The sequence below is a fragment of the Streptomyces sp. ITFR-16 genome, from assembly GCF_031844705.1.
Lineage (GTDB): Bacteria > Actinomycetota > Actinomycetes > Streptomycetales > Streptomycetaceae > Streptomyces.
The window spans coordinates 6,498,809-6,523,585 of the sequence record NZ_CP134609.1 but is presented as its reverse complement, the minus strand read 5'-3'; the positions used below and the strand labels follow the sequence as shown (position 1 = coordinate 6,523,585).

At 72.2% G+C, this 24,777-nt stretch carries 25 protein-coding genes; 12 read left to right on the top strand and 13 right to left on the bottom strand.

Going from position 1 to position 24,777, the window contains the following annotated elements; genetic code table 11:
- Positions 1-65: 65 nt before the first annotated feature.
- Positions 66-767, bottom strand: coding sequence for a FadR/GntR family transcriptional regulator (locus RLT58_RS28945; protein WP_311313305.1), 702 nt, complete (start codon positions 765-767; stop codon positions 66-68).
- Positions 768-909: 142 nt separating this feature from the next.
- On the opposite strand from RLT58_RS28945, the gene RLT58_RS28940 reads away from it, so the two are divergent.
- Together RLT58_RS28940 and RLT58_RS28935 are read left to right on the top strand one after the other, a co-directional pair.
- Entirely contained in the window at positions 910-1,419 is a 510-nt protein-coding gene (locus RLT58_RS28940; RefSeq protein ID WP_311313304.1) for a gluconokinase, read from the top strand.
- An 11-nt stretch (positions 1,420-1,430) separates the two neighbouring features.
- A complete protein-coding gene (locus RLT58_RS28935; protein WP_311313303.1) occupies positions 1,431-2,828 on the top strand; it encodes a GntP family permease in 1,398 nt (465 codons plus the stop codon).
- Here the strand turns inward: RLT58_RS28935 and RLT58_RS28930 are convergent.
- Positions 2,814-3,452 (bottom strand): cytochrome b/b6 domain-containing protein, encoded by a 639-nt coding sequence (locus RLT58_RS28930; protein ID WP_311313302.1) that lies wholly within the window; start codon positions 3,450-3,452, stop codon positions 2,814-2,816. The genes RLT58_RS28935 and RLT58_RS28930 overlap by 15 nt on opposite strands.
- Positions 3,436-4,203, bottom strand: a complete 768-nt coding sequence (locus RLT58_RS28925; protein WP_311313301.1) for a molybdopterin-dependent oxidoreductase — start codon at positions 4,201-4,203, stop codon at positions 3,436-3,438. Before RLT58_RS28925 ends, RLT58_RS28930 begins: the two co-directional genes overlap by 17 nt.
- A gap of 128 nt (positions 4,204-4,331) precedes the next feature.
- Here RLT58_RS28925 and RLT58_RS28920 point away from each other — a divergent pair, with 128 nt between their 5' ends.
- A complete protein-coding gene (locus RLT58_RS28920; RefSeq protein WP_311313300.1) occupies positions 4,332-4,766 on the top strand; it encodes an ASCH domain-containing protein in 435 nt (144 codons plus the stop codon).
- Positions 4,767-4,789: 23 nt separating this feature from the next.
- On the opposite strand, the gene RLT58_RS28915 is transcribed toward RLT58_RS28920, so the two are convergent.
- Both RLT58_RS28915 and RLT58_RS28910 read right to left on the bottom strand, forming a co-directional pair.
- On the bottom strand, positions 4,790-6,022 hold the full coding sequence (locus RLT58_RS28915; RefSeq protein ID WP_311313299.1) for an FUSC family protein: 1,233 nt from the start codon (positions 6,020-6,022) through the stop codon (positions 4,790-4,792).
- Between the two features lie 103 nt (positions 6,023-6,125).
- Entirely contained in the window at positions 6,126-7,781 is a 1,656-nt protein-coding gene (locus RLT58_RS28910) for an FAD-binding dehydrogenase (protein WP_311313298.1), read from the bottom strand.
- 169 nt (positions 7,782-7,950) lie between these two features.
- On the opposite strand from RLT58_RS28910, the gene RLT58_RS28905 reads away from it, so the two are divergent.
- The 4 genes from RLT58_RS28905 to RLT58_RS28890 are packed head-to-tail and all read left to right on the top strand — an operon-like array spanning position 7,951 to position 10,158.
- Entirely contained in the window at positions 7,951-8,844 is an 894-nt protein-coding gene (locus tag RLT58_RS28905; protein ID WP_311313297.1) for a DMT family transporter, read from the top strand.
- A 51-nt stretch (positions 8,845-8,895) separates the two neighbouring features.
- Positions 8,896-9,411, top strand: a complete 516-nt coding sequence (locus RLT58_RS28900; RefSeq protein ID WP_311313296.1) for an NUDIX domain-containing protein — start codon at positions 8,896-8,898, stop codon at positions 9,409-9,411.
- Between the two features lie 43 nt (positions 9,412-9,454).
- A complete protein-coding gene (locus RLT58_RS28895) occupies positions 9,455-9,850 on the top strand; it encodes a YidH family protein (protein ID WP_311313295.1) in 396 nt (131 codons plus the stop codon).
- The gene (locus tag RLT58_RS28890; protein WP_311313294.1) at positions 9,847-10,158 is read left to right on the top strand and encodes a DUF202 domain-containing protein; all 312 of its coding nucleotides are present in this window, start codon (positions 9,847-9,849) and stop codon (positions 10,156-10,158) included. The genes RLT58_RS28895 and RLT58_RS28890 overlap by 4 nt, the downstream gene beginning before the upstream one ends.
- A gap of 23 nt (positions 10,159-10,181) precedes the next feature.
- Here RLT58_RS28890 and RLT58_RS28885 read toward each other — a convergent pair whose 3' ends face one another.
- Together RLT58_RS28885 and RLT58_RS28880 are read right to left on the bottom strand one after the other, a co-directional pair.
- Complete coding sequence (locus RLT58_RS28885) at positions 10,182-11,126, bottom strand: NADP-dependent oxidoreductase (RefSeq protein WP_311313293.1); 945 nt, start codon at positions 11,124-11,126, stop codon at positions 10,182-10,184.
- Between the two features lie 62 nt (positions 11,127-11,188).
- A complete protein-coding gene (locus RLT58_RS28880) occupies positions 11,189-12,478 on the bottom strand; it encodes a glucarate dehydratase family protein (RefSeq protein WP_311314688.1) in 1,290 nt (429 codons plus the stop codon).
- A 166-nt stretch (positions 12,479-12,644) separates the two neighbouring features.
- Between RLT58_RS28880 and RLT58_RS28875 the strand changes: the two genes are divergently transcribed.
- Together RLT58_RS28875 and RLT58_RS28870 are read left to right on the top strand one after the other, a co-directional pair.
- Complete coding sequence (locus RLT58_RS28875; RefSeq protein WP_311313292.1) at positions 12,645-13,673, top strand: phosphotransferase family protein; 1,029 nt, start codon at positions 12,645-12,647, stop codon at positions 13,671-13,673.
- Positions 13,674-13,681: 8 nt separating this feature from the next.
- The gene (locus RLT58_RS28870; RefSeq protein WP_311313291.1) at positions 13,682-14,896 is read left to right on the top strand and encodes an acyl-CoA dehydrogenase family protein; all 1,215 of its coding nucleotides are present in this window, start codon (positions 13,682-13,684) and stop codon (positions 14,894-14,896) included.
- A gap of 71 nt (positions 14,897-14,967) precedes the next feature.
- Here the strand turns inward: RLT58_RS28870 and RLT58_RS28865 are convergent, their stop codons facing one another.
- The 4 genes from RLT58_RS28865 to RLT58_RS28850 all read right to left on the bottom strand — a co-directional run bounded on the left by RLT58_RS28865 (position 14,968) and on the right by RLT58_RS28850 (position 18,416).
- Positions 14,968-15,132, bottom strand: a complete 165-nt coding sequence (locus RLT58_RS28865; RefSeq protein WP_311313290.1) for a hypothetical protein — start codon at positions 15,130-15,132, stop codon at positions 14,968-14,970.
- Between the two features lie 237 nt (positions 15,133-15,369).
- A complete protein-coding gene (locus tag RLT58_RS28860; protein WP_311313289.1) occupies positions 15,370-15,963 on the bottom strand; it encodes a TetR/AcrR family transcriptional regulator in 594 nt (197 codons plus the stop codon).
- A gap of 33 nt (positions 15,964-15,996) precedes the next feature.
- Positions 15,997-17,655: an AMP-binding protein gene (locus tag RLT58_RS28855; protein WP_311313288.1), complete on the bottom strand. Its 1,659-nt coding sequence runs from the start codon at positions 17,653-17,655 to the stop codon at positions 15,997-15,999.
- Complete coding sequence (locus tag RLT58_RS28850; RefSeq protein WP_311313287.1) at positions 17,652-18,416, bottom strand: SDR family oxidoreductase; 765 nt, start codon at positions 18,414-18,416, stop codon at positions 17,652-17,654. Before RLT58_RS28850 ends, RLT58_RS28855 begins: the two co-directional genes overlap by 4 nt.
- A gap of 184 nt (positions 18,417-18,600) precedes the next feature.
- Between RLT58_RS28850 and RLT58_RS28845 the strand changes: the two genes are divergently transcribed.
- The gene (locus RLT58_RS28845; RefSeq protein ID WP_311313286.1) at positions 18,601-19,896 is read left to right on the top strand and encodes an exo-beta-N-acetylmuramidase NamZ family protein; all 1,296 of its coding nucleotides are present in this window, start codon (positions 18,601-18,603) and stop codon (positions 19,894-19,896) included.
- Between the two features lie 51 nt (positions 19,897-19,947).
- Here the strand turns inward: RLT58_RS28845 and RLT58_RS28840 are convergent, their stop codons facing one another.
- Positions 19,948-22,794: a penicillin acylase family protein gene (locus RLT58_RS28840; RefSeq protein WP_311313285.1), complete on the bottom strand. Its 2,847-nt coding sequence runs from the start codon at positions 22,792-22,794 to the stop codon at positions 19,948-19,950.
- Positions 22,795-23,038: 244 nt separating this feature from the next.
- Between RLT58_RS28840 and RLT58_RS28835 the strand changes: the two genes are divergently transcribed.
- Entirely contained in the window at positions 23,039-23,650 is a 612-nt protein-coding gene (locus RLT58_RS28835) for a hypothetical protein (protein ID WP_311313284.1), read from the top strand.
- 13 nt (positions 23,651-23,663) lie between these two features.
- Here RLT58_RS28835 and soxR read toward each other — a convergent pair whose 3' ends face one another.
- A complete protein-coding gene (soxR, locus tag RLT58_RS28830) occupies positions 23,664-24,149 on the bottom strand; it encodes a redox-sensitive transcriptional activator SoxR (protein ID WP_311313283.1) in 486 nt (161 codons plus the stop codon).
- A 132-nt stretch (positions 24,150-24,281) separates the two neighbouring features.
- On the opposite strand from soxR, the gene RLT58_RS28825 reads away from it, so the two are divergent.
- Positions 24,282-24,743: a MaoC family dehydratase gene (locus tag RLT58_RS28825; protein ID WP_311313282.1), complete on the top strand. Its 462-nt coding sequence runs from the start codon at positions 24,282-24,284 to the stop codon at positions 24,741-24,743.
- Positions 24,744-24,777 lie beyond the last annotated feature (34 nt).

Here is a 24,777-nt window from a genome sequence, read left to right as displayed (position 1 = left end):
CCCGGAGATCGATCACCGACAACCGTACGCCGTGCGGGGTGGAGCGGCGCCGTGCGCGGCCGCGTTCAGGGCGCGAGGACGTCCAGCTCGTGCAGGGCGCCGACGGCGATCTCCTTCGTCAGCCGCTCCGCCGCGGCGGCGTCGCCCTCGCGGACCGCTTCCGCGAGCCGGACATGGAGGGTGACGGCCGCCGGGTCGGGGTCCTCGAACATCACCTGGTGGTGCGTACGCCCCGCGAGCACCTCGGCGACCACGTCACCGAGACGGGCGAACATCTCGTTGCCGGAGGCGTTGAGGACGATCCGGTGGAAGGCGATGTCGTGTTCGAGGTACCCCTCCAGCTGCTGGCCGCGCGAGGTGGCGACCATGCCGAGGGCCTGTTCGGTGAGCTCGGCGCACTGGGCGGGGGTGGCGTGGCGGGCGGCGAGCGAGGCGGCGACCGGCTCGATCGCGGACCGCAGCACGGTCAGGGAGCGCAGCTGGCGCGGGCGGTCGGCGCCGGCCAGCCGCCAGCGGATGACCTGCGGGTCGTAGACGTTCCACGCCTCGGTGGGCCGGACGGTGACGCCGACCCGGCGGCGGGACTCGACCAGGTGCATGGACTCCAGGACCCGGACCACTTCCCGTACGACCGTGCGCGAGACGTCGAAGCGCTGGGCCAGCTCGTCCGTCCGCAGGACCTGGCCGGGCCGGTGCTCGCCCGCGGCGATCTCCAGGCCCAGGGTGTCCAGCACATGCGTATGGAGCCCCTGGGCAGGTGTGGTCATGGGCCAAGGGTACGGGGCCCCTCCCGGGAACAAAAAGTACGACGTTTATGTCACAGCATCTTGAATAAGTCGTACGTATGGGTTTCAGTAGCGCGACGGACCGATGTCGAGGAAGACATCGAAGAGACAGCGAGGCACCGCAATGAGCACCCCCCACGTCGTCGTGGTGATGGGCGTCGCAGGGACCGGCAAGACCACGATCGGCCCCCTGCTCGCCGCCGCACTGGGCGTTCCGTACGCCGAGGGCGACGACTTCCATCCCCCGGCGAACATCGCCAAGATGTCGGCCGGCACCCCGCTGGACGACGCGGACCGGTGGCCCTGGCTCGATGCGATCGGGCAGTGGGCACACGGCCGGGCGGGGCTCGGCGGAGTCGTCAGCAGCTCGGCCCTCAAGCGCGCCTACCGCGACCGCCTGCGTGGCGAGGCACCCGGCGCCGTCTTCCTGCATCTGACCGGCGACCGGTCCCTGATCGAGGAGCGGATGGCGGGCCGCAAGGGCCACTTCATGCCGACCGCGCTCCTCGACTCGCAGTTCGCCACCCTCCAGCCCCTGGAGGACGACGAGGCCGGCGTCGCCGTGGATGTGTCCGGCACCCCCGAGGAAATCACCCAGCGAGCCGTCGCCGCGTTGCGCCGGCTCGACACCTAAGGATCACCACCGTGACCAGTCTCAGCGTCGAGATGCTGGCAGCGGACGCCGTCGAACCCATCACTTCGGCCGGCAACGCGCAGTTGGGCATCGCCGTCCTGGCGGGCATCGCCGTCATCGTCCTGCTCATCACCAAGTTCAAGATGCACGCGTTCCTCGCGCTGACCATCGGCTCGCTGGCGCTCGGCTCCTTCGCCGGCGCCGCGCCGGCGAAGACGATAGCGAGCTTCACCGCGGGCCTCGGCTCCACCGTCGCGGGCGTCGGCGTCCTCATCGCGCTCGGCGCGATCCTGGGCAAGCTGCTCGCCGACTCCGGCGGCGCCGACCAGATCGTCGACACGATCCTCGCGAAGGCGAGCAAGCGGGCCATGCCGTGGGCGATGGTCCTCATCGCCTCGATCATCGGTCTGCCGCTGTTCTTCGAGGTCGGGATCGTCCTGATGATCCCGGTGGTCCTGCTCGTCGCCAAGCGCGGCAACTACTCCCTGATGCGGATCGGCATTCCGGCGCTGGCCGGACTCTCCGTGATGCACGGGCTGATCCCCCCGCACCCCGGCCCGCTCGTCGCGATCGACGCGCTCGGCGCCAACCTGGGGGTCACGCTGGCCCTCGGTGTGCTGGTCGCGGTCCCGACCGTGATCCTCGCCGGCCCGGTCTTCTCCCGCTACGCCGCCCGCTGGGTGGACATCAAGGCGCCCGAGACGATGGTCCCGCAGCGCCCGGCCGAGGACCTGGACCGCCGGCCGAGCTTCGGCGCCACCCTGGCGACGATCCTGCTGCCCGTCGTCCTGATGCTGGTCAAGGCCCTCGTCGAGATCGTGGTGGACGACCCCGAGCAGGGGCTCCAGCGGGTCACCGACGTGATCGGCTCCCCGCTCGTCGCGCTGCTCGCCGCGGTCATCGTGGGCATGTTCACGCTGGGCCGGGCCGCCGGGTTCACCAAGGCGCGGCTCTCCACCACCGTGGAGAAGTCCCTCGCCCCGATCGCCGGTGTGCTGCTCATCGTGGGCGCGGGCGGCGGCTTCAAGCAGACCCTGATCGACGCCGGTGTGGGCCAGATGATCCTGGACTTCTCCGAGAACTGGTCGATTCCCGCGCTGCTGCTCGGCTGGCTGATCGCCGTCGCGATCCGGCTCGCGACCGGTTCGGCGACGGTGGCCACGATCTCGGCGGCCGGCCTGGTCGCCCCGCTGGCGGCCGACATGTCGACCTCGCACGTCGCCCTGCTGGTCCTCGCCGTCGGCGCGGGCTCGCTCTTCTTCAGCCATGTCAACGACGCCGGGTTCTGGCTGGTGAAGGAGTACTTCGGGATGGACGTCGGCCAGACGGTGAAGACCTGGTCGGTGATGGAGACCATCATCTCCGTGGTCTCGCTGGTCTTCATCCTGCTGCTGTCACTGATCCTCTAGGCGCTCGTCCGGCGCCCGCCACAGCGGGTGCTCGCGACGGGCCCAGTCCCGCCCGACCGACCCGGAGCGCATGCCGCGGCGTGCCTCCGGGTCGGCGTACGCCTTCCCGATGTGGCCGGCCAGCACGAGTCCGACGGCCAGGGCCAGCCAGTCGTGGACGAAGGTCGCGCCCGTCCGCCAGCGCAGCGGGGCGAACCCGGTGAACCACATCAGCAGCCCGGTGCCCGCCATGACGAGCACCGCCCCCGCGATCCAGGCCGCGTACAGCTTCTGTCCGGCGTTGAACTTCCCGGCCGGCCGGGACCCCGGCCGGTGGTCACGGCGGCGCACCGCCCGCAGCCACTCCCGGTCGTGCGGCCCGAAGCGGTTGAGCCGCCGCAGATCGGCCCGCAGCGACCGCGCGGCCAGTCCCGCCAGCAGCGGTACGGGGATGAGCAGCCCGGACCACTCGTGCACGGTGACCACCAGATGGCGGCGGCCGACGAGTTCGGCGAGCTGCGGCACGTACAGACAGGCCGCCGTCGCCACGCACACCAGCGTCAGCGCCGCGGTGGTCCGGTGCACCCGGCGCACCGGCCGGGCGAACCGGCGTACCCGGTCCGCCCGCTCAGGTAGTGGGGGCATCGTCGCGGCCGTTGGACCGCCCGACCCAGGCGTCGACGTCATATCCGAGCTTCTCCCAGTAGCCGGGGCGCACGGAGTCCGTGACGGTGATCCCGGAGAGCCATTTCGCGGACTTGTAGAAGTACATCGGGGCCACGTAGAGGCGGACGGGACCGCCGTGTGCGTGGGACACCGGCCGGTCCTGCATCCGCAGTGCGACCAGCACGTCGGCGCGGCGGGCCTGCGCGAGGGTGAGGCTCTCGCTGTAGGTCCCGTCGAAGCAGGTGAAGCGGACCGCCTTCGCCCCGGACCGCACCCCCGCCGCGTCCAGCAGCGCGGAGAGCCGTACCCCCTCGAACGGGGTCCCGGGCACCCGCCAGCCGGTGACGCACTGGACGTCCCGGACCATCCGGGTCTGCGGCAGCCGCTTCAGGGCGTCCAAGGTGTACGTGGCCGGGCGCTCGACCAGCCCGTCCACGGTCAGCCGGTAGTCGGCGGCGCCCTTCCTCGGTACGGACGAGGCGACGGAGTAGTAGCGGAAGCCGCCGCCGTTGGGCAGCAGGCCGGTCAGCCCGGTGGGGTCCTTGTCCGCGACCGCGCCGAGGCCGGATTCGAACGCGCGCTGCAGGACGGGGGCGGCGACGAGCCCGGCCGCGCCCAGACCGAGCATCGTCAGGACCAGCCGCCGGCCGACCGGGGCGCCGGTCCCGTCGGGGCCGGGCCCTTCGTCGTCGGGCGCGTCGCCGGAGGAGTCGGCGGGGGAACTGTTCACCCCCCGATTCGAGCACTGCGGGCCGTCCGGCGCCAGGGGCGGCGGCCCCACGTCACCGACCCGTCAGATTCTCTCTCCCCCCGCGATACTCCCCGGCGCCGGCGGCCCGCCGGTGCCAGACTTGCGCCATGCCGAACCGTGAAGCGCTCAAGCCGTTCCTCCTCGCCTTCCCCGGGCCGCTGCGCGACCAGCTGGTCGCGGCGGTGCTCGACGGGCGCAAGGTGTCGACGACCGGACTGCTCGTGGAGTACGAGGCGGAGAAGGAGGAGCCGCCGCCGGTCGGTGAGCGGTCCGCCCTCATCGACTCCGACGGGCGGGAGGTCGCGGTGCTCGAAGTGACCGAGGTACGGATCCTGCGGCTCGGGGACGTCGATCTGCGGCACGCGCTCGACGAGGGCGAGGGCGACACCTCCGTCGCCGAGTGGCGGGCGGGCCACGAGCGGTTCTGGCACAGCGACGAGATGCGGGAGGCGCTCGGCGACCCGGAGTTCACGGTCGACGACGACACCCTGGTCGTCGCCGAACGCTTCCGGGTCGTCGAACTGACCGACGGCCGGGGCTGACCTGCCGGGCCGCCCGCGGCCGCTCAGACCGCCTCGTCGTCCTCCCGGTCCGCACCCTTGATCAGGCCCAGGCGCCGCCGGAACATCATCAGGCGGGGGTGGCGTTCGTGCAGTTCGCCGGAGCGGCGGTCGAGTTCCTTGCCGAGGCGCTCCGTGCGCTTCTCGATGTCCAGCTCGTCCAGGATGCGGTCCACCTCCGCGAGCAGCGCCCCGTGCAGCTGCCACTTCCTGGGGTGTTCCTGGACCGCCGCGAGGAGCATGTCCGCGACCCGGTCGCGGGTCTCCCGGCTGGTGGCGAGCGCCTCGGCGAGCCGGGTCTCGGCGCCTTCCGCGCTGGCGGCGACCGGGGTGGTGATCAGCAGCGAGAAGCTTTCGACGGCGCCCGCCATCCGGCCGAACAGCTCGGTGAGCCCGGCGGCCACGTCGGCCGGGAAGAGCGGTTCGTCGACGCGGTCCTTGGCCAGGTCGGTCAGCGTCCTGGCGAGCACCCGCAGCACGACGGCGCAGATCTCCAGGGTGTCCAGGCCGGTGCGCAGCACGACGCGGTAGAGCAGCCCCTGCCGTACGCGCGGGTTGAGCATCAGGCTCTCCTCGGCCTGGCGCAGCGAGGCGTCGACCGCCACGATGTCGTGGTCGATGCGGCGGGCCCGGTGCAGCCGCTCGCCGGCCGTCTCGACGCTGACCCGGCCGCCCAGGTCGCCCCCGAGGTCGCGGAACATGTCGCCCATCTCGCGGGCCAGTCCGTCGATCGAGGCCCCTGCGGTCTGCACCCACACGGGCGGGGCGAACAGCAGGTTGAACAGCAGCCCCACCCCCGCGCCGATCAGGGTCTCGAAGACGCGCTCCCAGGCGGTGTCGGCGACCTGGGCGACGCCGAGCACCAGCATGGCGCTGATCGCCACCTCGGGGACGAACTCGTTGACCCGGACCAGCCGGCCGATGATCAGCGAGGTGAAGATGGTCAGCCCGAGGCTCCACCAGGAAAGCCCCACCAGGGAGCTGAACCCGCTGGCGATGAGCACCCCGACGATCACGGAGTTCACCCGGCGGATGCCGGTGGTGAGGGTGGCGTACAGGGTGACCTGGACGACGAGCAGCGCGGTGAGCGGTGCGGTCAGGGGCGCGGGCTGGGACAGCGTCGCGGTCGCCACGGCGTAGGCGATCACCGCCGCGCCCGTGGAGCGCAGGGTCTGCGCCGCGACGGGTTCGGTGGTGCGCCGGACGAGCTTGATCACGGGGTCGGCTACTCCTGGCATGTCCTTCCCATGCCCGCATCCGGCGCCCCGCCACGGCTCCGCGCCCCGAACCCCACCGGACGGACGCGCGAAGCGTGGGCCTGATGCCCCGGGAGAGGGGTGGCTAGCCGACCGCCTGCCCGGCCGCGCGGCCCGCCGCCCGGCCGGAGAAGATGCAGCCGCCGAGGAAGGTCCCCTCCAGGGAGCGGTAGCCGTGCACCCCGCCGCCGCCGAACCCGGCCGCCTCGCCGGCCGCGTACACCCCGGCCAGCGGGGTGCCGTCGGCGGTCAGGACGCGGGAGGACAGGTCCGTCTCCAGTCCGCCGAGCGACTTGCGGGTCAGGATGTTGAGCCGGACGGCGATCAGCGGCCCGGCCTTGGGGTCGAGGATGCGGTGGGGCGCCGCCGTACGGATCAGCTTGTCGCCGAGGTAGGTGCGGGCGCCCCGGATCGCGGTGATCTGGAGGTCCTTGGTGAAGGGGTTGGCGATCTCCCGGTCGCGGGCGGTGATCTCGCGCCGCAGGTCGTCCTCGTCGATGAGCGCCTCGCCGGTGAGCGCGTTCATGCCCCGGACCAGGGCGCCGAGGTCCTTCTCGACGACGAAGTCCACGCCGTTGTCCATGAACGCCTTCACCGGCCCCGGCACGTCCGCGCGCGCCCGGCCGATCACGTCACGGACGGACTTGCCGGTCAGATCGGGGTTCTGCTCGGAGCCGGAGAGGGCGAACTCCTTGCCGATGATCTTCTGGTCCAGGACGAACCAGGTGTAGCCGTGTCCGCTGCGCATGATGTGTTCGAGGGTGCCGAGCGTGTCGAAGCCGGGGAAGAGCGGGACGGGCAGCCGCTTGCCCCGGGCGTCCAGCCAGAGGGAGGACGGGCCGGGCAGGATGCGGATGCCGTGTTTGGCCCAGATCGGGTTCCAGTTCTCGATGCCCTCGGTGTAGTGCCACATCCGGTCGCGGTTGATGTGGTGGGCGCCCGCGTCCTCGGTGATGCCGAGCATCAGCCCGTCGACGTGGGCGGGGACGCCGGAGAGCATCTTGTCGGGCGGGGTGCCGAGCCGCTCGGGCCACTGCTTGCGTACGAGGTCGTGGTTGCCGCCGATGCCGCCGGAGGTGACGATCACCGCCTGGGCCCTGAGCTCGAAGGTGCCGGCGGTCTCCCGGCCGCTGGCCGTGCCGCGCGGGGCGGCGCTCGGCTCCAGGATCTCGCCGGTGACCGTGTCGACCGTGCCGCCGGTGCGGCCGAGGCCGGTGACCCGGTGGCGGAAGCGGAAGGTGACGAGCCCCTTGGCGACGCCCTCGCGCACCCGGCGCTCGAAGGGGGCGACGACGCCGGGCCCGGTGCCCCAGGTGATGTGGAAGCGGGGGACGGAGTTGCCGTGGCCGTTGGCGTCGTAGCCGCCGCGCTCCGCCCAGCCGACGACGGGGAACAGCCGCAGACCCTGGGCATGCAGCCAGGAGCGCTTCTCCCCGGCGGCGAAGTCGACGTACGCCTCGGCCCACTTGCGCGGCCAGTGGTCCTCCTCGCGGTCGAAGCCGGCCGTGCCCAGCCAGTCCTGGAGGGCCAGCTCATGGCTGTCCTTGATCCGCATCCGGCGCTGCTCGGGCGAGTCGACGAGGAAGAGGCCGCCGAAGGACCAGTGCGCCTGGCCGCCGAGCGACTGCTCGGGCTCCTGGTCGAGCAGGATGACCGAGCGGCCCGCGTCGACCAGCTCCGCGGTGGCGACGAGCCCCGCGAGTCCCGCCCCGATCACGATCACATCAGCGTCGTAAGCCATGGGTTCCATCCTTGTCGGGGCTCGCGAAGTTACTGGTGCGTCAGATCTTCGGTACGGGCCCGCCCCGGCGTCAACCGCCCGGTCGGCCGCGCTGTCCCCGAACCGCGCGGGCGAGGCGCTATCGTCGGAGTTCATCACCCTCTTCCGGCCTGACGTGGGGTGGACAAGCGTGTCGGTGCTGGTCCTCGTGCTCGCCGTGGCTGCCGCGTGCTGCCTGGGCTTCGGCTTCGTGCTCCAGCAGGCCGCCGCCAGCCACGCGCCGAAGAGCGACTATCTCTCGCCCCGGCTGCTGCTGGATCTGATGAAGGTACGCAGCTGGCTGGCCGGGATCGGCCTGATGGTCTGCGGCATGATCCTGGGCGCGCTGGCCCTGGGCAAGGGTGAGGTCTCCCTCGTCGAACCGCTCCTGGCGACCAATCTGCTGTTCGCGATGGCCCTGTCCCGCCACCGCACCGGCCAGCGGCTGGGGCGGCAGGGCTGGGCGGGGCTGTGGCTGCTGGCCGGCGGGGTCTCCGCCTTCCTGGTGGCGGGCGAGCCGCAGGGCGGCCGGGCGGTGTCGAGCCCGCTGCGGCACTGGCTGGTGATCGGGGTGGTGGCGGGCCTGGCCCTGCTGCTGACGGCGTTCGCCAAGCACTCGCGGTCGGGGGTGGCGCCGGCGCTGCTCGGCGTGGCGGCGGGGCTGCTGTACGGACTCCAGGACGCGCTGACCCGGGTCAGCGGGCAGCGGCTGTCGGACGGCGGCTGGGCGACGCTGGTGACGAGCTGGCAGCCGTACGCGGTGATCGTGCTCGGGGTGACGGGTCTGATCCTGGTGCAGAGCGCCTTCGAGGCCGGCCCGCTGCGGATGTCGCTGCCCGCGCTGACGGCGGCCCAGCCGCTGGCCGGGATCGCCTGCGGCATCGGCTTCATGGGCGACCAGGTGCGCACCGACACGGGCGCGCTGGCCTGGCAGGCCGCCGGGCTCGCGGCGATCGTCGGCGGGATCGTCCTGCTGGGGCTGCATCCGGCGATGCCGGAGGGGCCGAGGGGCGGCCGCCCCACGTCGAGCCTCCAGCCGCGCTGAGGGGCGGGCGCCCGCCGGAGCGGTGTCGGCGGTGCGGTGTTGGATGGGGGGATGACACCTTCTGACGAGATCCTGGACATCGTCGACGAGAACGACGTGGTCGTCGGGCAGGCGCCGCGCGGCGAGGCGACCGAGCGGGGCCTGCGCCACCGCTGCGTCTTCATCGAGGCCCGGGACGCCGAGGGGCGGATCTTCGTGCACCGCAGGACCGCGACCAAGCTGGTCTTCCCGTCCCACTACGACATGTTCGTCGGCGGGGTGGTCGGCGCCGGTGAGAGCTATGAGGAGGCGGCGCTGCGGGAGGCCGAGGAGGAGCTGGGCGTGTCGGGGCTGCCGCGCCCGGAGCCGCTGTTCAAGTTCCTCTACGAGGGCGGCGGGCACACCTGGTGGTCGTCCGTTCACCGGGTCCGCTGCGAGCTGCCGGTGCGGCCGCAGGTGGAGGAGGTCGCCTGGCACACCTTTGTGACGGACGCGGAGCTGGAGCGGCGGCTCGACGACTGGCTGTGGGTGCCGGACGGGCTCGACGCCTACCGGCGGCTGCGGGCGTTCCGCGAAACGACGGGCTGAACCGGTCACCCATGGGCAACAAAGCGGCCGATATGGTCCGTGCGTGAACGAATTCGTGCAGAGCCTGCGTCTGTGGTTCGCGCCGCAGCGGATCCGTGAGGAGGGCGACACCCCTGACTACCGCTTCTCGCTCGCCAACGAGCGGACCTTCCTCGCCTGGATCCGGACGGCGCTGGCCCTGATCGGCGGCGGTTTCGCCGTCGACCAGTTCCTGCCGGAGCTGTCCTGGGGCGTGCGCGCGGGCCTGGCGCTCGCCCTGCTGGCGGCCGGTGTGCTGTGCGCGCTGCGGGCCGTGAACCACTGGGTGCGGTGCGAGCGGGCGATGCGGCGCGGCGAGGACCTGCCGGTCTCCCGCTTCCCGACGCTGCTGGGTCTCGCGGTCGCGGTGGTGGCCGTGGCGATGGTGGTGGTGGTCCTCTTCGGCTGGGAGGGCCGGTGAGCGGCGGGGAGCGCGACCCCGGTCTGCAGCCCGAGCGGACCCGGCTCGCCTGGCGGCGTACGACGCTGTCCTGCACGGTGGTGGCGCTGCTGGCGGGCAAGCAGACGCTGCACGACGGCGTCACCCCGGCCGGGGTGGTCGCCCTGTCCCTGAGCGTGCTGGCCTGGCTGGGGTTCCTGGCGGTGGCGAACCGTCGGGTGCAGGGCATGGGCGCCTCGCACCCGCGCCCGCTCGGCGCCCGCGCGGCGCTGGCGGCGGCGGCGTGCACGGTGGCGCTGGCCGCGTTCGCGGCGGCCATGCTGTTCTGAGCGCCCGGCGCGCCCCGGCCGGCTCAGTCCTGCGGCGCGTCCCAGTCCACGGTGACGACGATCTTGCCCCGGGTGCGGCCCTCCGCGTTGAGCCGGTGCGCCTGCGCCGTCTCGGCCAGCGGGAAGACCCGGTCCACATGGACGGTGACGATGCCCCGCTCGGCCAGCTCCGCCAGATGCGCCAGGTCCTTGGCGTCGGGCCGCACGAAGGCGTAGGTGCCGCCGTACGAGAACACCTCGTTGTCCACGATCGACGCCAGGCGCCCGTCCGGTGCGAGCGTCTCGGCGGAGACCCGCAGCGCCTCACCGCCCACGGTGTCGAAGGCGGCGTCGATGCCGTCGGGGGCCAGTTCCCGCAGCCGGTCCGCCAGTCCGTCTCCGTAGGCGACGGGCTCCGCGCCGAGCTGCCGCAGATGGTCGTGGTTGCGTTCGCTCGCGGTGCCGATGACCCGGCAGCCGGCGTGCCGGGCGATCTGCACGGCGAACGAGCCGACGCCGCCCGCCGCCGCGTGGACGAGGACGGTGTCGCCGTCGCGGATGCGCAGCGAGCGGTGGAGCACCTGGTAGGCGGTGAGGCCGGCCAGCGGCAGGCCGGCGGCCTCCTCGAAACTCAGGCTCAGCGGCTTGCGCGCGAGGGTGCGCACCGGCGCGGCCACGTACTCGGCGAAGGTGCCGCGGCTCAGGAAGTCCTCGCGCACGTATCCGATGACCTCGTCGCCGACCGCGAACTCGTCGACGGCGATGCCGGGCTGGACGACGACCCCGGACACGTCCCAGCCGGGGATCACCGGGAAGACCGTGTCCAGGACGGCGTCGAGGTTGCCCTCCCTGGCCTGCCGGTCGACCGGGTTCACCGCGGCGGCCCGCACCTTCACCAGGACGGTGTCGGGCCCGACCTTGGGGTCGGGCCGCTCGCCGTACTCCAGGACGTCGGCCCCGCCGTAGCTGCTGTAGCTGATCGCCTTCATGCTCCGACCCTCCCGGCGGGCCGGGGTGCCCGCAACTCAGACGGGCGGCGGCGGACCGGCTCTCACCAGCGCGGGATCGTGGGTGTGGCCCAGTCCGGCTCGGCCTTGCGCATCGCGGCGGCGTCGTCGCGCTCGCGCATCGTGCCGTCGTCGTCGAGCCAGCGGCGGTGCAGCGCGGCCAGCCGGTCGCGGTCGAGGTCGACGCCGAGGCCGGGGGCGTCGGAGACGGTGAGGCGGCCGTCCTCGAAGACATGGCGGGTGGTGATGACGTCCTCGGTCTGCCAGGGGTAGTGGCTGTCGCAGGCGTAGTCGAGGTTGGGGACGGTGGCCGCGACGTGCGTCATGGCGGCGAGGCTGATGCCGAGGTGGGTGTTGGAGTGCATGGAGAGCCCGACGCCGTAGGTACGGCAGATCCCGGCGAGTTCACGGGTGCGGTGCAGCCCGCCCCAGTAGTGGTGGTCGGACAGGACGACCTGCACCGCGTCCCGGGCGAAGGCCTCGGGGACCTCGGCGAGGGTGGTGACGCACATGTTGGTGGCGAGCGGGACGTCGGTGCCGGCCGCGACGGCGGCCATCGCCTCCGTGCCGCTCGCCGGGTCCTCCAGGTATTCGAGGACGTCCTTGAGCTGCTCGGCGACGTACAGCGAGGTCCCGACGGACCAGGCGCCGTTGGGGTCCAGGCGCAGCGGCTGCCCGGGGAACGCCTCGGCCAGTGCGCGGACGGCGGCGATCTCCTCGTCGGGCGGGAAGACGCCGCCCTTCAGCTTGAAGGAGGAGAAGCCGTACGCGCGGGCGAAGCGGCGGGCCTGGGCGACGACGCCGGCCGGGTCGAGGGCCGCGCCCCAGTCGTCCCGCTCGCCGCCCTCCGGGTGTCCGGCCCAGCGGTAGAAGAGGTACGCGCTGTACTCGGCGCTGTCGCGGACCTTGCCGCCGAGCAGCGCGTGCACGGGCAGGCCGACGGACTTGCCCAGCGCGTCCAGGCAGGCCACCTCGAAGCCGGAGACGACCGAGAGCCGCAGCTTGTCGGCGGTCTGGACGCCGCGCAGCCCGCCCGCGTCGACGCGCTCGTCGGCCGCGCGTGAATCTCCGCACACCTCATCGGCGAGGGCGAAGAGGCCGTTCACATCGCTGACCGGCCGTCCGGGCAGTGCCTCGGCGAGCGGGGCGGCGAGTTCGAGGTACTTGCCGTCGCCATAGGTCTCGCCGACGCCGGTCACCCCGCCCCGGGTGACGACCTCGACGATGAGCCGCGGGGTGTACGGCTGGTGGACGCCCTGGGTGTTGAGGAGCGGCGGGTCCGCGATGAGGATCGGGGTCAGCCGGACCTCGTCGACCACCAGCGCCGTGTCCATGCGAGCTGTATTCATACGTGAACTGTATTCAGGGATACGACTGAGCACCAGAGTCCGGCGGCAGTCGGACCGGAGTCCTCGCATCCGGTTCCCGCGTTCACTGGACGACATACCGACTGGTCGGCATCATGAACACCGACTGTTTTCTATCCCGGAGGTGCGCACGATGAGCCCAGTCCACCCGCCAGGTCTCGATCTCGACCGGTTGCGCGGACATCTCGACCGTGAGCGGCCGGGTCTGGTGAGCGGACCGCTCGACGCCCGGGTCATCGAGGGCGGCCGCTCGAACCTGACGTACGTCGTGACGGACACGGGCGGCACCGGCCGCTGGGTCGTGCGCCGGCCGCCGCTCGGGCATGTGCTGGCCACCGCGCACGACATGAAGCGCGAACACCGGGTGATCAGCGCGCTGCACCCGACGGCGGTCCCGGTCCCCGAGCCGGTGCTGCTCTGCGAGGACGAGTCGGTGATCGGCGCGCCGTTCTACATCATGGAGTACGTGGAGGGCACCCCCTACCGCACGGCGGAGCAGCTGGCCCCGCTCGGCCCTGAGCGCACCCGCGCGGCGGTGCTCGCCCTGGTCGACACCCTGGTGGAGCTGCACGCCGTGGACCCCGGGTCCGTCGGGCTGGGCGACTTCGGGCGGCCCGAGGGCTTCCTCGACCGGCAGCTGCGCCGCTGGGGCAAGCAGCTGGACGCCTCCCGCAACCGCGAGCTGGCCGGCGTCGACGAGCTGCACGCGGCGCTCGGCCGGCAGCTGCCCGTCTCCCCCGCGCCCACCGTCGTGCACGGCGACTACCGCCTGGACAACGTCCTGATCGGCGCCGACGACGAGATCAAGGCAGTCCTGGACTGGGAGATGTCCACGCTCGGCGACCCGCTGACCGACCTCGGCCTGCTGGTGATGTACAGCTCCGACCTGAACCTGCCGGAGTCGCCGGTCTCCACCACCAGCGGCGCGGCCGGCCACCCCTCCCCCGCCGAGCTGATCGAGCGCTACGCGGCCCGCTCCGGCCGGGACACCTCCGCCCTCTCCTGGTACACGGCGTTCGCCTGGTTCAAGCTCGCCGTGATCCTGGAGGGCATCCACTACCGCTACACCCTGGGCCAGACCGTCGGCGGCGGCTTCGACCGCATCGGCGACCTCGTCCCCGTCTTCATCGAGCACGGCCTCACCACCCTCCAGGAAGGCTGATCCACCCCATGGACTTCGCATTCGACGCCCGTACCGAGGAGCTGCGCGCCCGGCTGCTCGCCTTCATGGACGAGCACGTCCACCCGGCCGAGAAGACGGCGGACGAGCAGCGCGCGCTGCTGGCATCGCCGTGGGACACCCCGCAGGTGGTGGAGGACCTCAAGGCGGAGGCCCGCCGCCAGGGGCTGTGGAATCTCTTCCTGCCGGACGCCGAGTACGGCGCGGGGCTGACGAACCTTCAGTACGCGCCGCTTGCCGAGATCCTGGGCCGCTCCCCGCATCTGGCGCCGACCGCGCTGAACTGCGCGGCGCCGGACACCGGGAACATGGAGGTGCTGGCCCAGTTCGGCACCGACGAGCAGAAGAAGCAGTGGCTGGAGCCGCTGCTCGCCGGGGAGATCCGGTCCGCGTTCGCGATGACGGAGCCGGAGGTCGCCTCCTCGGACGCGACCAACATCGAGACCCGGATCAGCCGGGACGGCGACGACTACGTCATCAACGGGCGCAAGTGGTACATCTCCGGTGCGATGAACCCAGACTGCGCGATCTTCATCGTGATGGGCAAGACCGACCCGGACGGCGAGGACATCCGCCGCCAGCAGTCGCAGATCCTCGTGCCGCGCGACACCTCGGGCCTGACGGTGAAGCGCGCCATGCAGGTGTACGGCTACGAGGACCACTCCCACGGCGGCCACGCCGAGGTCGTCTTCGACAACGTCCGGGTGCCCGCAGCGAACCTGGTCGGCGAGGAGGGCGGCGGCTTCGCCATCGCCCAGGCGCGGCTCGGCCCGGGCCGCATCCACCACTGCATGCGGCTGATCGGCATGGCGGAACGCGCCATCGAGCTGATGTGCCGGCGCGCGGTGTCCCGTACCGCCTTCGGCAAGCCGCTCGCCCAGCAGGGCGTCGTGCAGAACTGGATCGCGGACGCCCGGGTCACGGTGGAGCAGCTGCGGCTGCTGGTGCTGAAGACGGCCTGGCTGATGGACACCGTGGGCAACCGGGGGGCGCACACCGAGATCCAGTCCATCAAGATCGCCACCCCGCGCGCGGTGGTGGACATCCTGGACCGGGCGGTGCAGCTGCACGGCGCCGGCGGCGTCGGCCAGGACTTCCCGCTGGCCGAGCTGTGGGCCTCGGCCCGCACCCTGCGCCTGGCGGACGGCCCGGACGAGGTCCACCAGCGCTCGCTGGCCCGGCGGGAGATCAAGAAGTACCTGTAGGACCGCTCCGGAGGCCGGGGAGGCCGCGCCGCACGCGCGCCTCCCCGGCCTCCGGGACGCGGTGGGGTCCTTCAGTAGCCACCGAACGGTACGTGGTCGGCGAGGGCCAGGTCGTGGGCGAAGGTTCTCGTCCGCAGCAGCCAGCGGGCCAGGAGCCGTACGGGGGCGGGGCGGCGGGAGGCGTAGGCCGTGCTCCACAGGGCGGGGACTCGCGTGGGCGTCTGGAGGGTCGCCATGTGTCCAGCGTCGGCCCGTCGCGCGGCCGGGGCCAGCGGGCGGGGGCGCCTGGACAGGGGTCCTAGGGCGTGTCGTCAAACTGGTGTCGTTGCCCGAAGGGCGGCCGGGCGGCGTCAGGTGCGTGCTCTCGGCGTGCCGGCCCCAGGCCCCTGTACTGGACGTACCGGGGTCTGGGGCCGGTGCGGCGAGAGTGCGTGCATGGCGTCGCCCGGCAGACGCCAGTTTGACGACACGCCCTAGGGGCGCAGCGCGCGGAGCAGCAGGTCGGCCAGGTGGTCGGCGACCTCCTGCTGGGTGAGCGGGCCGTCCGGCCGGTACCAGGTCGACAGGTGGTGGACCGAGCCGAAGTGGTAGTCGACGATCAGGTCGGCGGGGGTGGCCGTGGAGAAGACCCCGGCGCGCTGCCCCTCCTCGACCAGGGCGCGGAAGCGCTCGTGGTAGCGGCGGCGCTCCACCCGTACCTGCTTGTTCTTCTCCGGGCTCAGATGGTGCATGGAGCGGAAGAAGATCGAGGCGTCGTCGAGGTTCTCGATGGTGGTGACGACCACGTCGGCCGCGGCGTCGCGCAGCCGCTGCTCGATGGGGGCGTCCGCGTCCGCGAAGGCGTCGAGCCGCTCCTGTTGGAGCCGCAGCACCCGGGCGTAGACCTCCTGGAGGAGGTCCTCCTTGGAGCCGAAGTAGTGGTAGAGCGCCCCCTTGGTGACGCCGGCCGCCTCCACGATCTCCTGGACCGAGGTGCGGTCGTACCCCTGCTCGGCGAAGAGCCGGGTGGCGGCGGCCAGCAGCCGCTGGGGGACGGGGGTGCCGCTTCCGTCCGTCGCCTTGGCCATAGCCGCCACCTTCCTTCCGTGCGTATGTGTGTACTAGCGGGAGGAACGCAGTTCCCGCCTGAGGATCTTCCCACTTGCCGTCTTGGGGAGTTCGGTCAGGATCTCGACTTCGCGCGGGTACTTGTACGCGGCGAGCCGTTCCTTGCAGTACGCACCCAGTTCGCCGGGTTCGACCGAGCTGCCGGGGCGCAGGCTGACGTAGGCCCGGACGGTCTCGCCCCGGTAGGGGTCGGGCACGCCCACGACGGCGGCCTCGCGCACGGCCGGGTGCGTGTAGAGGACATCCTCCACCTCGCGGGGCCAGACCTTGAAGCCGGAGGCGTTGATCATGTCCTTCTTGCGGTCGACGACGTAGAGCCAGCCCTCACGGTCCATGAAGCCGATGTCGCCGGTGCGCAGCTCGCCGTCGGGGAAGGCGGCGGCCGTGGCCTCGGGCAGCCGCCAGTAGCCGGAGACGACCTGCGGGCCGCGCACGGCTATCTCGCCCTGCTCGCCGAAGGGCACCTCCGCGCCGTTCTCGTCGATGATCCGTACGACGGTGTCGGGGCCGGGCACGCCGACCGAGAGGGTGCCGGAGACCGGGTCGACCGGCGCCTCGCGCTCCGGCGGTACGGAGGCGCAGGGGGCGGTGCACTCGGTGAGTCCGTAGCCGTTGCGGATGTACGGGCCGAAGCCGGTCCGGAACTTCTCCACGAGCGCGGGCGGCAGCGGGGCGCCGCCGGAGGAGATCACCTGGAAGGAGGCGAAGTGCTCGGGCGTGACCCCGGGGGTGGCGGCGAGCGCCATGAAGGCGGTGGAGGGGCCGACGGTGTACGCGGGGCAGTGCTCGGCGAACGTGTCGAGGACGACCCCGGGGTGGAAGCGGTAGGCCAGGACCAGGGTGCCCGCGTTGGTGAGGCAGGCGGCCAGCTGGCAGACCATGCCGGTGATGTGGAAGAGCGGGGCGAGGGCGAAGTACGCGGCGCCCTCGGCTATGGGGTGGCCGGTGCGCTGGCGCTCGGCGTTGACCATGATGTTGCCGTGGGAGTTCATGGCGCCCTTGGGTGTGCCGCTGGTCCCCGAGGTGTAGCTGATCAGCGCCACGTCGGCGGCGGTGAGCTCCCGGCCGGCGGGGGCTCCGGTGCCCTGCCGGGCGACGGTCACCAGATCGTCCGCGTCGTCCGGGGCGGGCAGCCGCTCGAAGTTCAGCACCCGCTCGTCGTTCTCCGTCTGGAGGTCCAGCTCGCAGGCGGTGATCGCGATGCGGACGGACGGGGCACCGGCGGCGGTGTCCCGCAGATACGACTCCCACGCCCGGTCCGAGCAGACCAGGGCCGTGACCTCGGCATCCTTGAGGACGTGGCCGACCTCGGCGGACTTGTACATCGGGTTGAGCGGGACGACCGTCGCCCCCGCCTTCCAGGCGCCGAGCAGCGCGAGCACGAACTGCGGGGAGTTCTGCAGCATGATCGCGACCCGGTCGCCGCGCTCAAGCCCCCGGGCGGCCAGATGCCCGGCCACGGAGTCGGAGAGCTCGTCCGTCTCGCGGTAGGTGAGGCGCCCGTCGAAGTAGGCCAGCGCCGGGTGGTCCGGGGTGCGGCCCACCGAGTCGCGGAAGGCGTGCACCAGGGTCTCGGCGGGGTGGACGGCCGCCCGCTGGGCCTCGCTGAGCAGCGGGAGCCAGGGCTTCGCCGCGTAGATCGACTCGCTCATGCGCCGGTCTCCTCCCACTTGCGCTGAAGGTGGTTCATATTGCCGAGCCACTGGTCGGTGTCCTTGGACCTGGCCCGGTAGTAGCCGACGACCTCGGGGTGCGGCAGGACCAGGAAGCGGTCCTCGGCCATGGCGTCGAAGAGGGCGTCGGCGACGGCCCCGGGCTCGATGGCGCTGGGGGCGAGCACCAGTTCCCCGGCCGATCCGGCGGCGGTGAGCATGTCCGTGCGCACGCCCTGCGGACAGATCGCGTGGACCTTCACGCCGCGGTGGCGGTAGGTGAGGGAGAGCCATTCGGCGAAGGCGACCACCCCGTGCTTGGTGACGCTGTAGGGCGCCGCGCCGATCATCGTCAGCAGGCCGGCGGCGGACGCGGTGGAGACGAATCTGCCGCTGCCGCGCTCCAGCCAGTCCGGGAGCAGCGCCCTGGCCGCGCGGACGTGGGCCATCACGTTGACGTCCCAGGCAGCGGCCCAGACCTCCTCGTCGGCGAAGACGTCACCGGGCGAGGCCAGGCCAGCGTTGGCGCAGTAGACGTCCACGGTGCCGTCGAGGGCGTCCCGGGCGGCGTCGACGATCCCGGAGGCGTCACCGGCGACCGCGACACCGCCGATCTCCTCGGCCAGGGCCTTGATCCGGCTCTCGTCGAGGTCGTTGACGACGACCCGCGCGCCCTCCGCGGCGAATCTGCGGGCCAGGGCGGCTCCGATGCCGCCTCCGGCCCCCGTGACCACTACGCCCGCACCCTGCACCGTACTCATCGGTCCCGCCTCTCTCAGCCGACTGCCCCAGCAGACTAACCAGTCGGTATGTGGTCAGGGAAGGGCTGGGTCCCACCCGTCTGCCGCTCCCCCGGCGGCGACCGCGTCCGGCGCGTTCCCTGCGGCCCCGCCACGCGCTAGCGTGCGTGGCCATGACAGACGTCGCGATCATGGAGGTAGCCGAATGAGCCTGTCCAGGCGTGGTTTGCTGGCCGCCGGCGGTGCGATGGGGGCCCTCGCGGCGACGGCCGCGTCGGCCGCGCCCGCGGCCGCCGGTACGCCGCACGGCAAGGGACACCCGGGCGGCGGGCACGGCGGGGGCGGGCACGGCCGGCTGCTCACCGGCTTCGACCGGCTGGCGGCGAGCGGCTACGCGCTGCTGAAGGGGCAGCGGGTCGGTGTCGTCACCAACCCGACCGGGATCACCTCCGACGTACGCCACATCGTCGATGTGATGCACCCGGACGAGCGGGTGGACCTCGTCGCGGTCTTCGGGCCCGAGCACGGCTTCCGGGGCACCGCGCAGGCGGGTGGCTCGGAGGGGCGCTACGACGACCCGGCGACCGGACTGCCCGTCTACGACACCTACCTGAAGAGCGGTCAGGCGCTGGCCGATGTGTTCACCGCCTCCGGCGTGGACACGATCGTCTTCGACATCCAGGACGCGGGCGCCCGTTTCTACACGTACATCTGGACGCTGTACGACTGCATGGAGGCGGCGGCCCTCGCGGGCAAGAGGTTCGTCGTGCTGGACCGGCCGAACCCGGTGACCGGACGGGCGGCGCTCGGGCCGGTTCTCGATCCCGCGTTCTCCACTTTCGTGGGCCGCCGGGAGATCTCCCAGGCGCACGGGATGACGGTCACCGAACTGGCGCTGTTGTTCAACGGGGAGTTCCTGGCGGACCGTCCGGCCGACCTGGAGATTGTGAAGATGTCGGGGTGGTCGCGCTCCGACTTCTTCGACGCGACGGGCCTTCCGTGGGTCCCTCCGAGCCCCAACATGCCGACGCCCGACACCGCGCTGGTCTACTCGGGCACCTGCCTCTTCGAGGGCACGAACCTCTCCGAGGGGCGCGGCACGACGCGGCCGTTCGAGCTGCTGGGCGCGGAGGGCATCGACCACACCTGGGCCGCCGCCGCGAACGCGCTCGGCCTGCCCGGGGTGGCCTTCCGCGAGGCGTACTTCGCGCCGACGTTCTCCAAGTTCGAGGGCACGACGGTGGGCGGGGTCCAGCTGCACGTCCAGGACCGCGAGGTCTTCGACCCGGTGCGCACCGGGATCGCGCTGCTGGTGACGGCCAAGCGGACGTGGAGCGGGTTCGCCTGGCGTCCGGACAACTGGATCGACAAGCTCACCGGCAACACCCGGGTCCGCACGATGATCGATGCGGGGGCGGACACGGATGAGGTCGTGGGGGCGTGGGCGGAGGATCTCACGGCGTTCCGGGCGGTGCGGAAGCGGTACCTGCAGTATCGGTGAGCCCGGTTGCCGGGCGGGCCCGCTGGATGCGGGCCCGCCCGGCGCGCCGGTTCAGCGGTGGGCCGGGAATTCCACCACCTGCTGGTAGGTCGGGCGGTTCTGCCAGTGGATCGCCTTCTGGCTGATCCCGCCGAGTGCCCGGTGGATGATCGAGTCCGTGCACCACTGCTCGCCGGCCTTGCAGCTGTCGTCAGCCGGGTAGACCTCGGCCGCCGGCACCGCAGCCGCCTCCTTCAGCGAGGAGAGCAGCGCCGCGCGGCAGGCGCTCAGATCGCCGTTGCCGCAGTAGGACTTGGCCAGCGGGCCCTTGACCTGCCGGCCGAGCACCTGGCGCAGGTCCTTGTCGGCGAAGCCCCACCAGCCGTACTGGAACGCCGAGCCGCTGTGCGCCCCGCTCGGCCCGTGGCTGGCGGCCGGGGACTCGTCGGTGGCGAGGTTCGCGGTCAGCGCCCCGTACAGATCGTCACCGAGCCCCGGCTTGAACTCGGCCTCGATCAGCCTCGGCCACCACGCGTCCATGATCCGCACCGCGTCGGCGTGGGTGTAGGTGTGCGAGCCGGGGCTGCTCTCCTTGCGCTGGGCGCCCGACGCCCGCCAGGAGTCGAGCTGCTGGACCAACGCGTCGAGATCCGGGTCGGTGACCGGCTGGGAGCGGATCACCTTCAGCAGCTCGGGCAGCAGCTGCTCACCGCGCAGGTCGGTGAGCGCGGCGTCGGCCATGGCGCGGGTGAGCGAGGCGCGGGTCACCCCGCCCTCCTCGACCAGCTTCGCCACCCGCTCGTCGAGCAGATCGGCCCGGTGCACCGCGCTGAGCCCGAAGCCGGCGGCGGCGTACCCCTCGGCCTGCTTGTTGTTCCAGGAGACGTAGTAGTCCTGGCCGCTGGAGTGCGGGTGCTCGGCGAAGGGGGTGTAGGAGGCGGTGTTGGCCGCCGGGTCGTAGCCCTGCCACTCGTACGCCTTCTCGGCCTTGACGGGCAGCGCCGGGTCGACGCCCGCCGCGCGCACCGGGTTCATGCCGCTGTTGTAGTAGGCGGCGGTGCGCGAGTCGGCGTAGAACCAGTTGAAGGCGTAGTCGATGTTGCTCGCGGCCTGCTGGAAGGAGGCCGCGTCGGTCACGTACGACGGGTCGTTGAGCATCTGGAAGCCGATGATCGAGTCGGCCTCGTGCCGGTAGGTGGTGCGCAGGGAGGTGTACGCGACGGGCTTGCCGCCCACCGTGGCGCGGTGGGTGACGATGCCGTAGCCGGTGCGCCACACCTGCATCCGGTAGGAGCCCTTGGCCGTGGAGTCGGCGACGGTCGGCTTCCAGGAGTTGGACTTCTCCAGCTTCTCCATGGCGGTGCAGGCGCCCCGGTAGAGGTAGTGCGTGGAGTCCTTGGTGGGGGCGGAGCCGTCGGGCTCGCACAGGTCGACGGCGTAGGTGTCGGTGATGTCCTGGCCGGCCGATGTGGCGCTCCAGGCGTAGTCCTGGCCGCGGCCCATCTGGATGTACATCCCGACCCCGGCGAACGAGACGCCGCGGGCGCTGATGCCGGGGCCCTGGAGCTCCTGGAGCATCATCAGCTGCGGGGCGAAGTAGCCGGTCTGGGGGCCGAACACGGCGATCGGGTGTCCGCTCGCGGTGCTCCTGCCGGAGACCAGCAGGGCGTTGGACATCCCGCGCTTCTGGGCGCCGGAGCCGGAGCCGGGCAGCGAGCCCTCGGGGATGACCCCGTCGTCGTAGATGCCCTGGGCCTTCCTGAGGGCGGACGGGGCCTTCACGGGCGCCTTCGCGTTGGTGCCGGCGGAGCCGGTGCGGTCGTAAATCAGCGGCTCGGCGGTGACGGACCCGGGGTCCGGAAGAGCCGTGCCGACGGCCTGGTCGGGCTTGCCTGCGTACGGGAACGAGGTGCCGTCGTGCACGGTGAGCACGGCCTCGGGGTCGTTGCGCTGGCGGAAGGACTCCCAGACCTTCGTGCCCTCGGCGACGCCGTACTTCTGCTGGGCGGACAGCAGGGAGAGCGCCGCCTGTACCTCGCCGCCGCCACCGCCGCCGAACTGGCCGCCGACGACCGAGGCGATCGAGATCAGGTCGGTCAGTTTGAACGGCTGGATCTCGCCTATGTTGGTGATGGAGTCGATCTTGCCGGTGAGGACGTACTCGCCCGGGAAGTAGCGGCCCTTCTTCGACTTCTCGCGGTAGGAGTTGATGCCGTCCACATAGGCCTGGGCGTCCGCCATGGCCTGTTCGCCGCGGGGGCCCTCATGGGTCCTGATGTACTCGACCTGGGCCTCCAGATCGGCCTCGGTGTACGGGGCCTGCGGCCAGAACTGCTGCTCCAGGCCCTGGTTGGCCAGCGCCCCGCCGGCGAAGGAGGTCAGCTCCCCGCGCCCGATGTGCCGGAAGAGGTCCATCAGCCAGAGCCGGTCCTGCCCGGCGGCGAACCCGGCGCCGAACTCCGTCCCGTAGCGGGTGGTGCCCTTGATGTGCGGGACGCCGGAGGTCTTGTCGCGGGTGATGGTGACGTCGTCGCGCGGCGAGGTGACGGACTCCACCTGGTCCTTGGCGACGCCGAAGGAGGCGTCGTTGAAGAAGTCGGTCAGCTTCTGGTCGGTGAGGCCGGTGTGCCCGGCCACCAGGCCGTTGTAGCGGTCGAGCTGGTCGTCGCTGTGCGCGGGGTGGGTGCCGAACGCCTTGTTGCCGAGGATCTCGACGAGGGTGGCGTTGCCGTTCTCGCCGGGCGGCAGGATGTCGTCGCACTGCCCCTGGCAGTAGTCGGCGACGGTCGGGGGATCCGCCTCGGCGGCGCCCGCGTGGGGGACGGCGGCGAGCAGGGACGTACCGAGTGCGAGGGCGGCCGCGATCACGGCGGCCCTGGCGGTGCCGGTGCGTGCGTTCATACGGGTGCGTGGGGGCATGCATGCTCCTCGGAGAGGCCGATGCGCCGGAGGTTACCGACGGTATGAACGCCCGGTAAGGTGAACATCGGTCACCTTTTCCGAATCACCACATCCCGGCGCCTGACGGCCCGTCATCTCAATTAATGGACAACAGCACCCTTGGATGGAGCCGATCCGGGCAGTTGTACGTCCATTCCCTGACGCCGCATGACGGGCGCCGGGACAAGGGCGACGGAGTACGAGCGACGGAGGAGGCGGCGCGATGGCCGGTTTCCGGAGTCTTGCGAGACAGGTCCGCGATCCGCGGAGCGACCTGGCACTGCGGCGTTACTCGCTGCGCAAGTGCCTGGAGCGCTTCGCCCCGTACGGGCACCGGGCGACATGGGACCATCTGTGCGTCCGGCACGGGATCGGGCCCGAGGACCGGGCCCCCGACCCGGCGCGCCTGATGCGCGCGCTGGAGGAGCTGGAGACGGCCCGGGCGGTCTGGCTGCGCTACGAGGCGGGGTTCGCCGAGCGCCGCAGGCGGGAGAAGCACGAGGGACTGCGCCGGCCGGGGGCTTTCGACGACTGGCACCGGCGCACCTGGGGCGGCAACGGGGTGGCCCGCTGCGACGACCCGGCGGTCCACCCGGCGGCCCCGCTCGCCGAGGTGCTGGCCCGGCTGATCGCCGCCCTGGAGTCCGAGCCCGGCACCCGGTGCCCGGTGTGCACGGGGACCCGCATCGTCTGGCGGCAGGACCTGGACTCCGAGCCGTGGTCCGGGCCGGTCTGCACGGGGTGCGGCATCGTGGTGCCGCAGCCCGTGCTCACCCCGGCGACGCTGGCGCGGTCCCGGCTGCCCCGGGCCGGCGCCCTGGTCTCGGTCGCCTGAGGGCCCCGCCGGCTCAGCTCCTGCCCGGGGGGCGGTTGGCGCTCCTGCGCTCCGGCATCAGCCGCGAGCCGCTGATCCGCTCACCGTTGACGTCGTCCGGGTTGGACAGCACGCAGGTCTCCAGCGAGAGGCAGCCGCAGCCGATGCAGTCGGTGAGGTGGTCGCGCAGCCGGGCCAGCTGCGTGATGCGCTCGTCCAGTTCGGAGCGCCACGCCGCGGAGAGCCGCGCCCAGTCGTCGCGGTTGGGGGTGCGCTCCTCGGGGAGTTCGGCCAGCGCGTCGCGGATGGTGGCGAGCGGAATGCCGACCCGCTGGGCCGCGCGGACGAAGGCGACCCGGCGCAGCGCGTCCCTGCTGTAGCGGCGCTGGTTGCCGCTGGTGCGTCGGCTGCTGATCAGGCCCTTGGCCTCGTAGAAGTGCAGGGCCGAGACGGCGGCGCCGCTGCGTGCGGAGAGCTGACCGACCGTGAGTTCATGGAGTGTCTGTGGGATCTGGGGCACTCATCCCACCCTACGTGGCCCATCCCCGGCCGGTCCGTCGTTGACAGGAACGCACCCGCCAACCATGCTGAGCAAGCGCTTAGACAGCGCGTGACGGATGGACGGCAGAGCGGGAAGGCAGGAACCAGGGACATGGCAGAGCCGAGGATCTTCACGTCCGCGCAGGAGCTGCGTGACGGCGTGGGCGAGCAGCTGGGGCACAGCGACTGGCTGGAGATCGACCAGAAGCGGATCGACCTCTTCGCCGAGGCCACCGGCGACCACCAGTGGATCCATGTGGACCCCGAGCGCGCGGCGGCCGGACCGTTCGGCACGACGATCGCGCACGGCTACCTCACCCTCTCGCTGCTGCCGACGCTGGTCCCGCAGGTCATGGCGGTCGAGGGCGCGAAGATGGGCATCAACTACGGGACCAACAAGGTCCGCTTCCCCTCCACCGTGCCGGTGGGCTCGCGGCTGCGGGCGACGGCCGTCCTGAAGAGCGTCGAGGAGGCGGGCGGCGGCGTGCAGATCACCGCCGTCGTGACGGTGGAGCGCGAGGGCGGCGACAAGCCGGCCTGCGTCGCCGAGTCGGTGTCGCGCTACTACTTCTGAGCCCCGGGTACGCGGACGCCCCCGGCCCGTTCGA

Coding starts and splice junctions, on each gene's coding strand:
- RLT58_RS28945 (WP_311313305.1), bottom strand. CDS start 767: ATGACCACACCTGCCCAGGGGCTCCATACGCATGTGCTGGACACCCTG.
- RLT58_RS28940 (WP_311313304.1), top strand. CDS start 910: ATGAGCACCCCCCACGTCGTCGTGGTGATGGGCGTCGCAGGGACCGGC.
- RLT58_RS28930 (WP_311313302.1), bottom strand. CDS start 3,452: ATGCCCCCACTACCTGAGCGGGCGGACCGGGTACGCCGGTTCGCCCGG.
- RLT58_RS28920 (WP_311313300.1), top strand. CDS start 4,332: ATGCCGAACCGTGAAGCGCTCAAGCCGTTCCTCCTCGCCTTCCCCGGG.
- RLT58_RS28915 (WP_311313299.1), bottom strand. CDS start 6,022: ATGCCAGGAGTAGCCGACCCCGTGATCAAGCTCGTCCGGCGCACCACC.
- RLT58_RS28910 (WP_311313298.1), bottom strand. CDS start 7,781: ATGGCTTACGACGCTGATGTGATCGTGATCGGGGCGGGACTCGCGGGG.
- RLT58_RS28900 (WP_311313296.1), top strand. CDS start 8,896: ATGACACCTTCTGACGAGATCCTGGACATCGTCGACGAGAACGACGTG.
- RLT58_RS28885 (WP_311313293.1), bottom strand. CDS start 11,126: ATGAAGGCGATCAGCTACAGCAGCTACGGCGGGGCCGACGTCCTGGAG.
- RLT58_RS28880 (WP_311314688.1), bottom strand. CDS start 12,478: ATGGACACGGCGCTGGTGGTCGACGAGGTCCGGCTGACCCCGATCCTC.
- RLT58_RS28875 (WP_311313292.1), top strand. CDS start 12,645: ATGAGCCCAGTCCACCCGCCAGGTCTCGATCTCGACCGGTTGCGCGGA.
- RLT58_RS28870 (WP_311313291.1), top strand. CDS start 13,682: ATGGACTTCGCATTCGACGCCCGTACCGAGGAGCTGCGCGCCCGGCTG.
- RLT58_RS28865 (WP_311313290.1), bottom strand. CDS start 15,132: ATGGCGACCCTCCAGACGCCCACGCGAGTCCCCGCCCTGTGGAGCACG.
- RLT58_RS28860 (WP_311313289.1), bottom strand. CDS start 15,963: ATGGCCAAGGCGACGGACGGAAGCGGCACCCCCGTCCCCCAGCGGCTG.
- RLT58_RS28855 (WP_311313288.1), bottom strand. CDS start 17,655: ATGAGCGAGTCGATCTACGCGGCGAAGCCCTGGCTCCCGCTGCTCAGC.
- RLT58_RS28850 (WP_311313287.1), bottom strand. CDS start 18,416: ATGAGTACGGTGCAGGGTGCGGGCGTAGTGGTCACGGGGGCCGGAGGC.
- RLT58_RS28845 (WP_311313286.1), top strand. CDS start 18,601: ATGAGCCTGTCCAGGCGTGGTTTGCTGGCCGCCGGCGGTGCGATGGGG.
- RLT58_RS28840 (WP_311313285.1), bottom strand. CDS start 22,794: ATGCCCCCACGCACCCGTATGAACGCACGCACCGGCACCGCCAGGGCC.
- RLT58_RS28835 (WP_311313284.1), top strand. CDS start 23,039: ATGGCCGGTTTCCGGAGTCTTGCGAGACAGGTCCGCGATCCGCGGAGC.
- RLT58_RS28825 (WP_311313282.1), top strand. CDS start 24,282: ATGGCAGAGCCGAGGATCTTCACGTCCGCGCAGGAGCTGCGTGACGGC.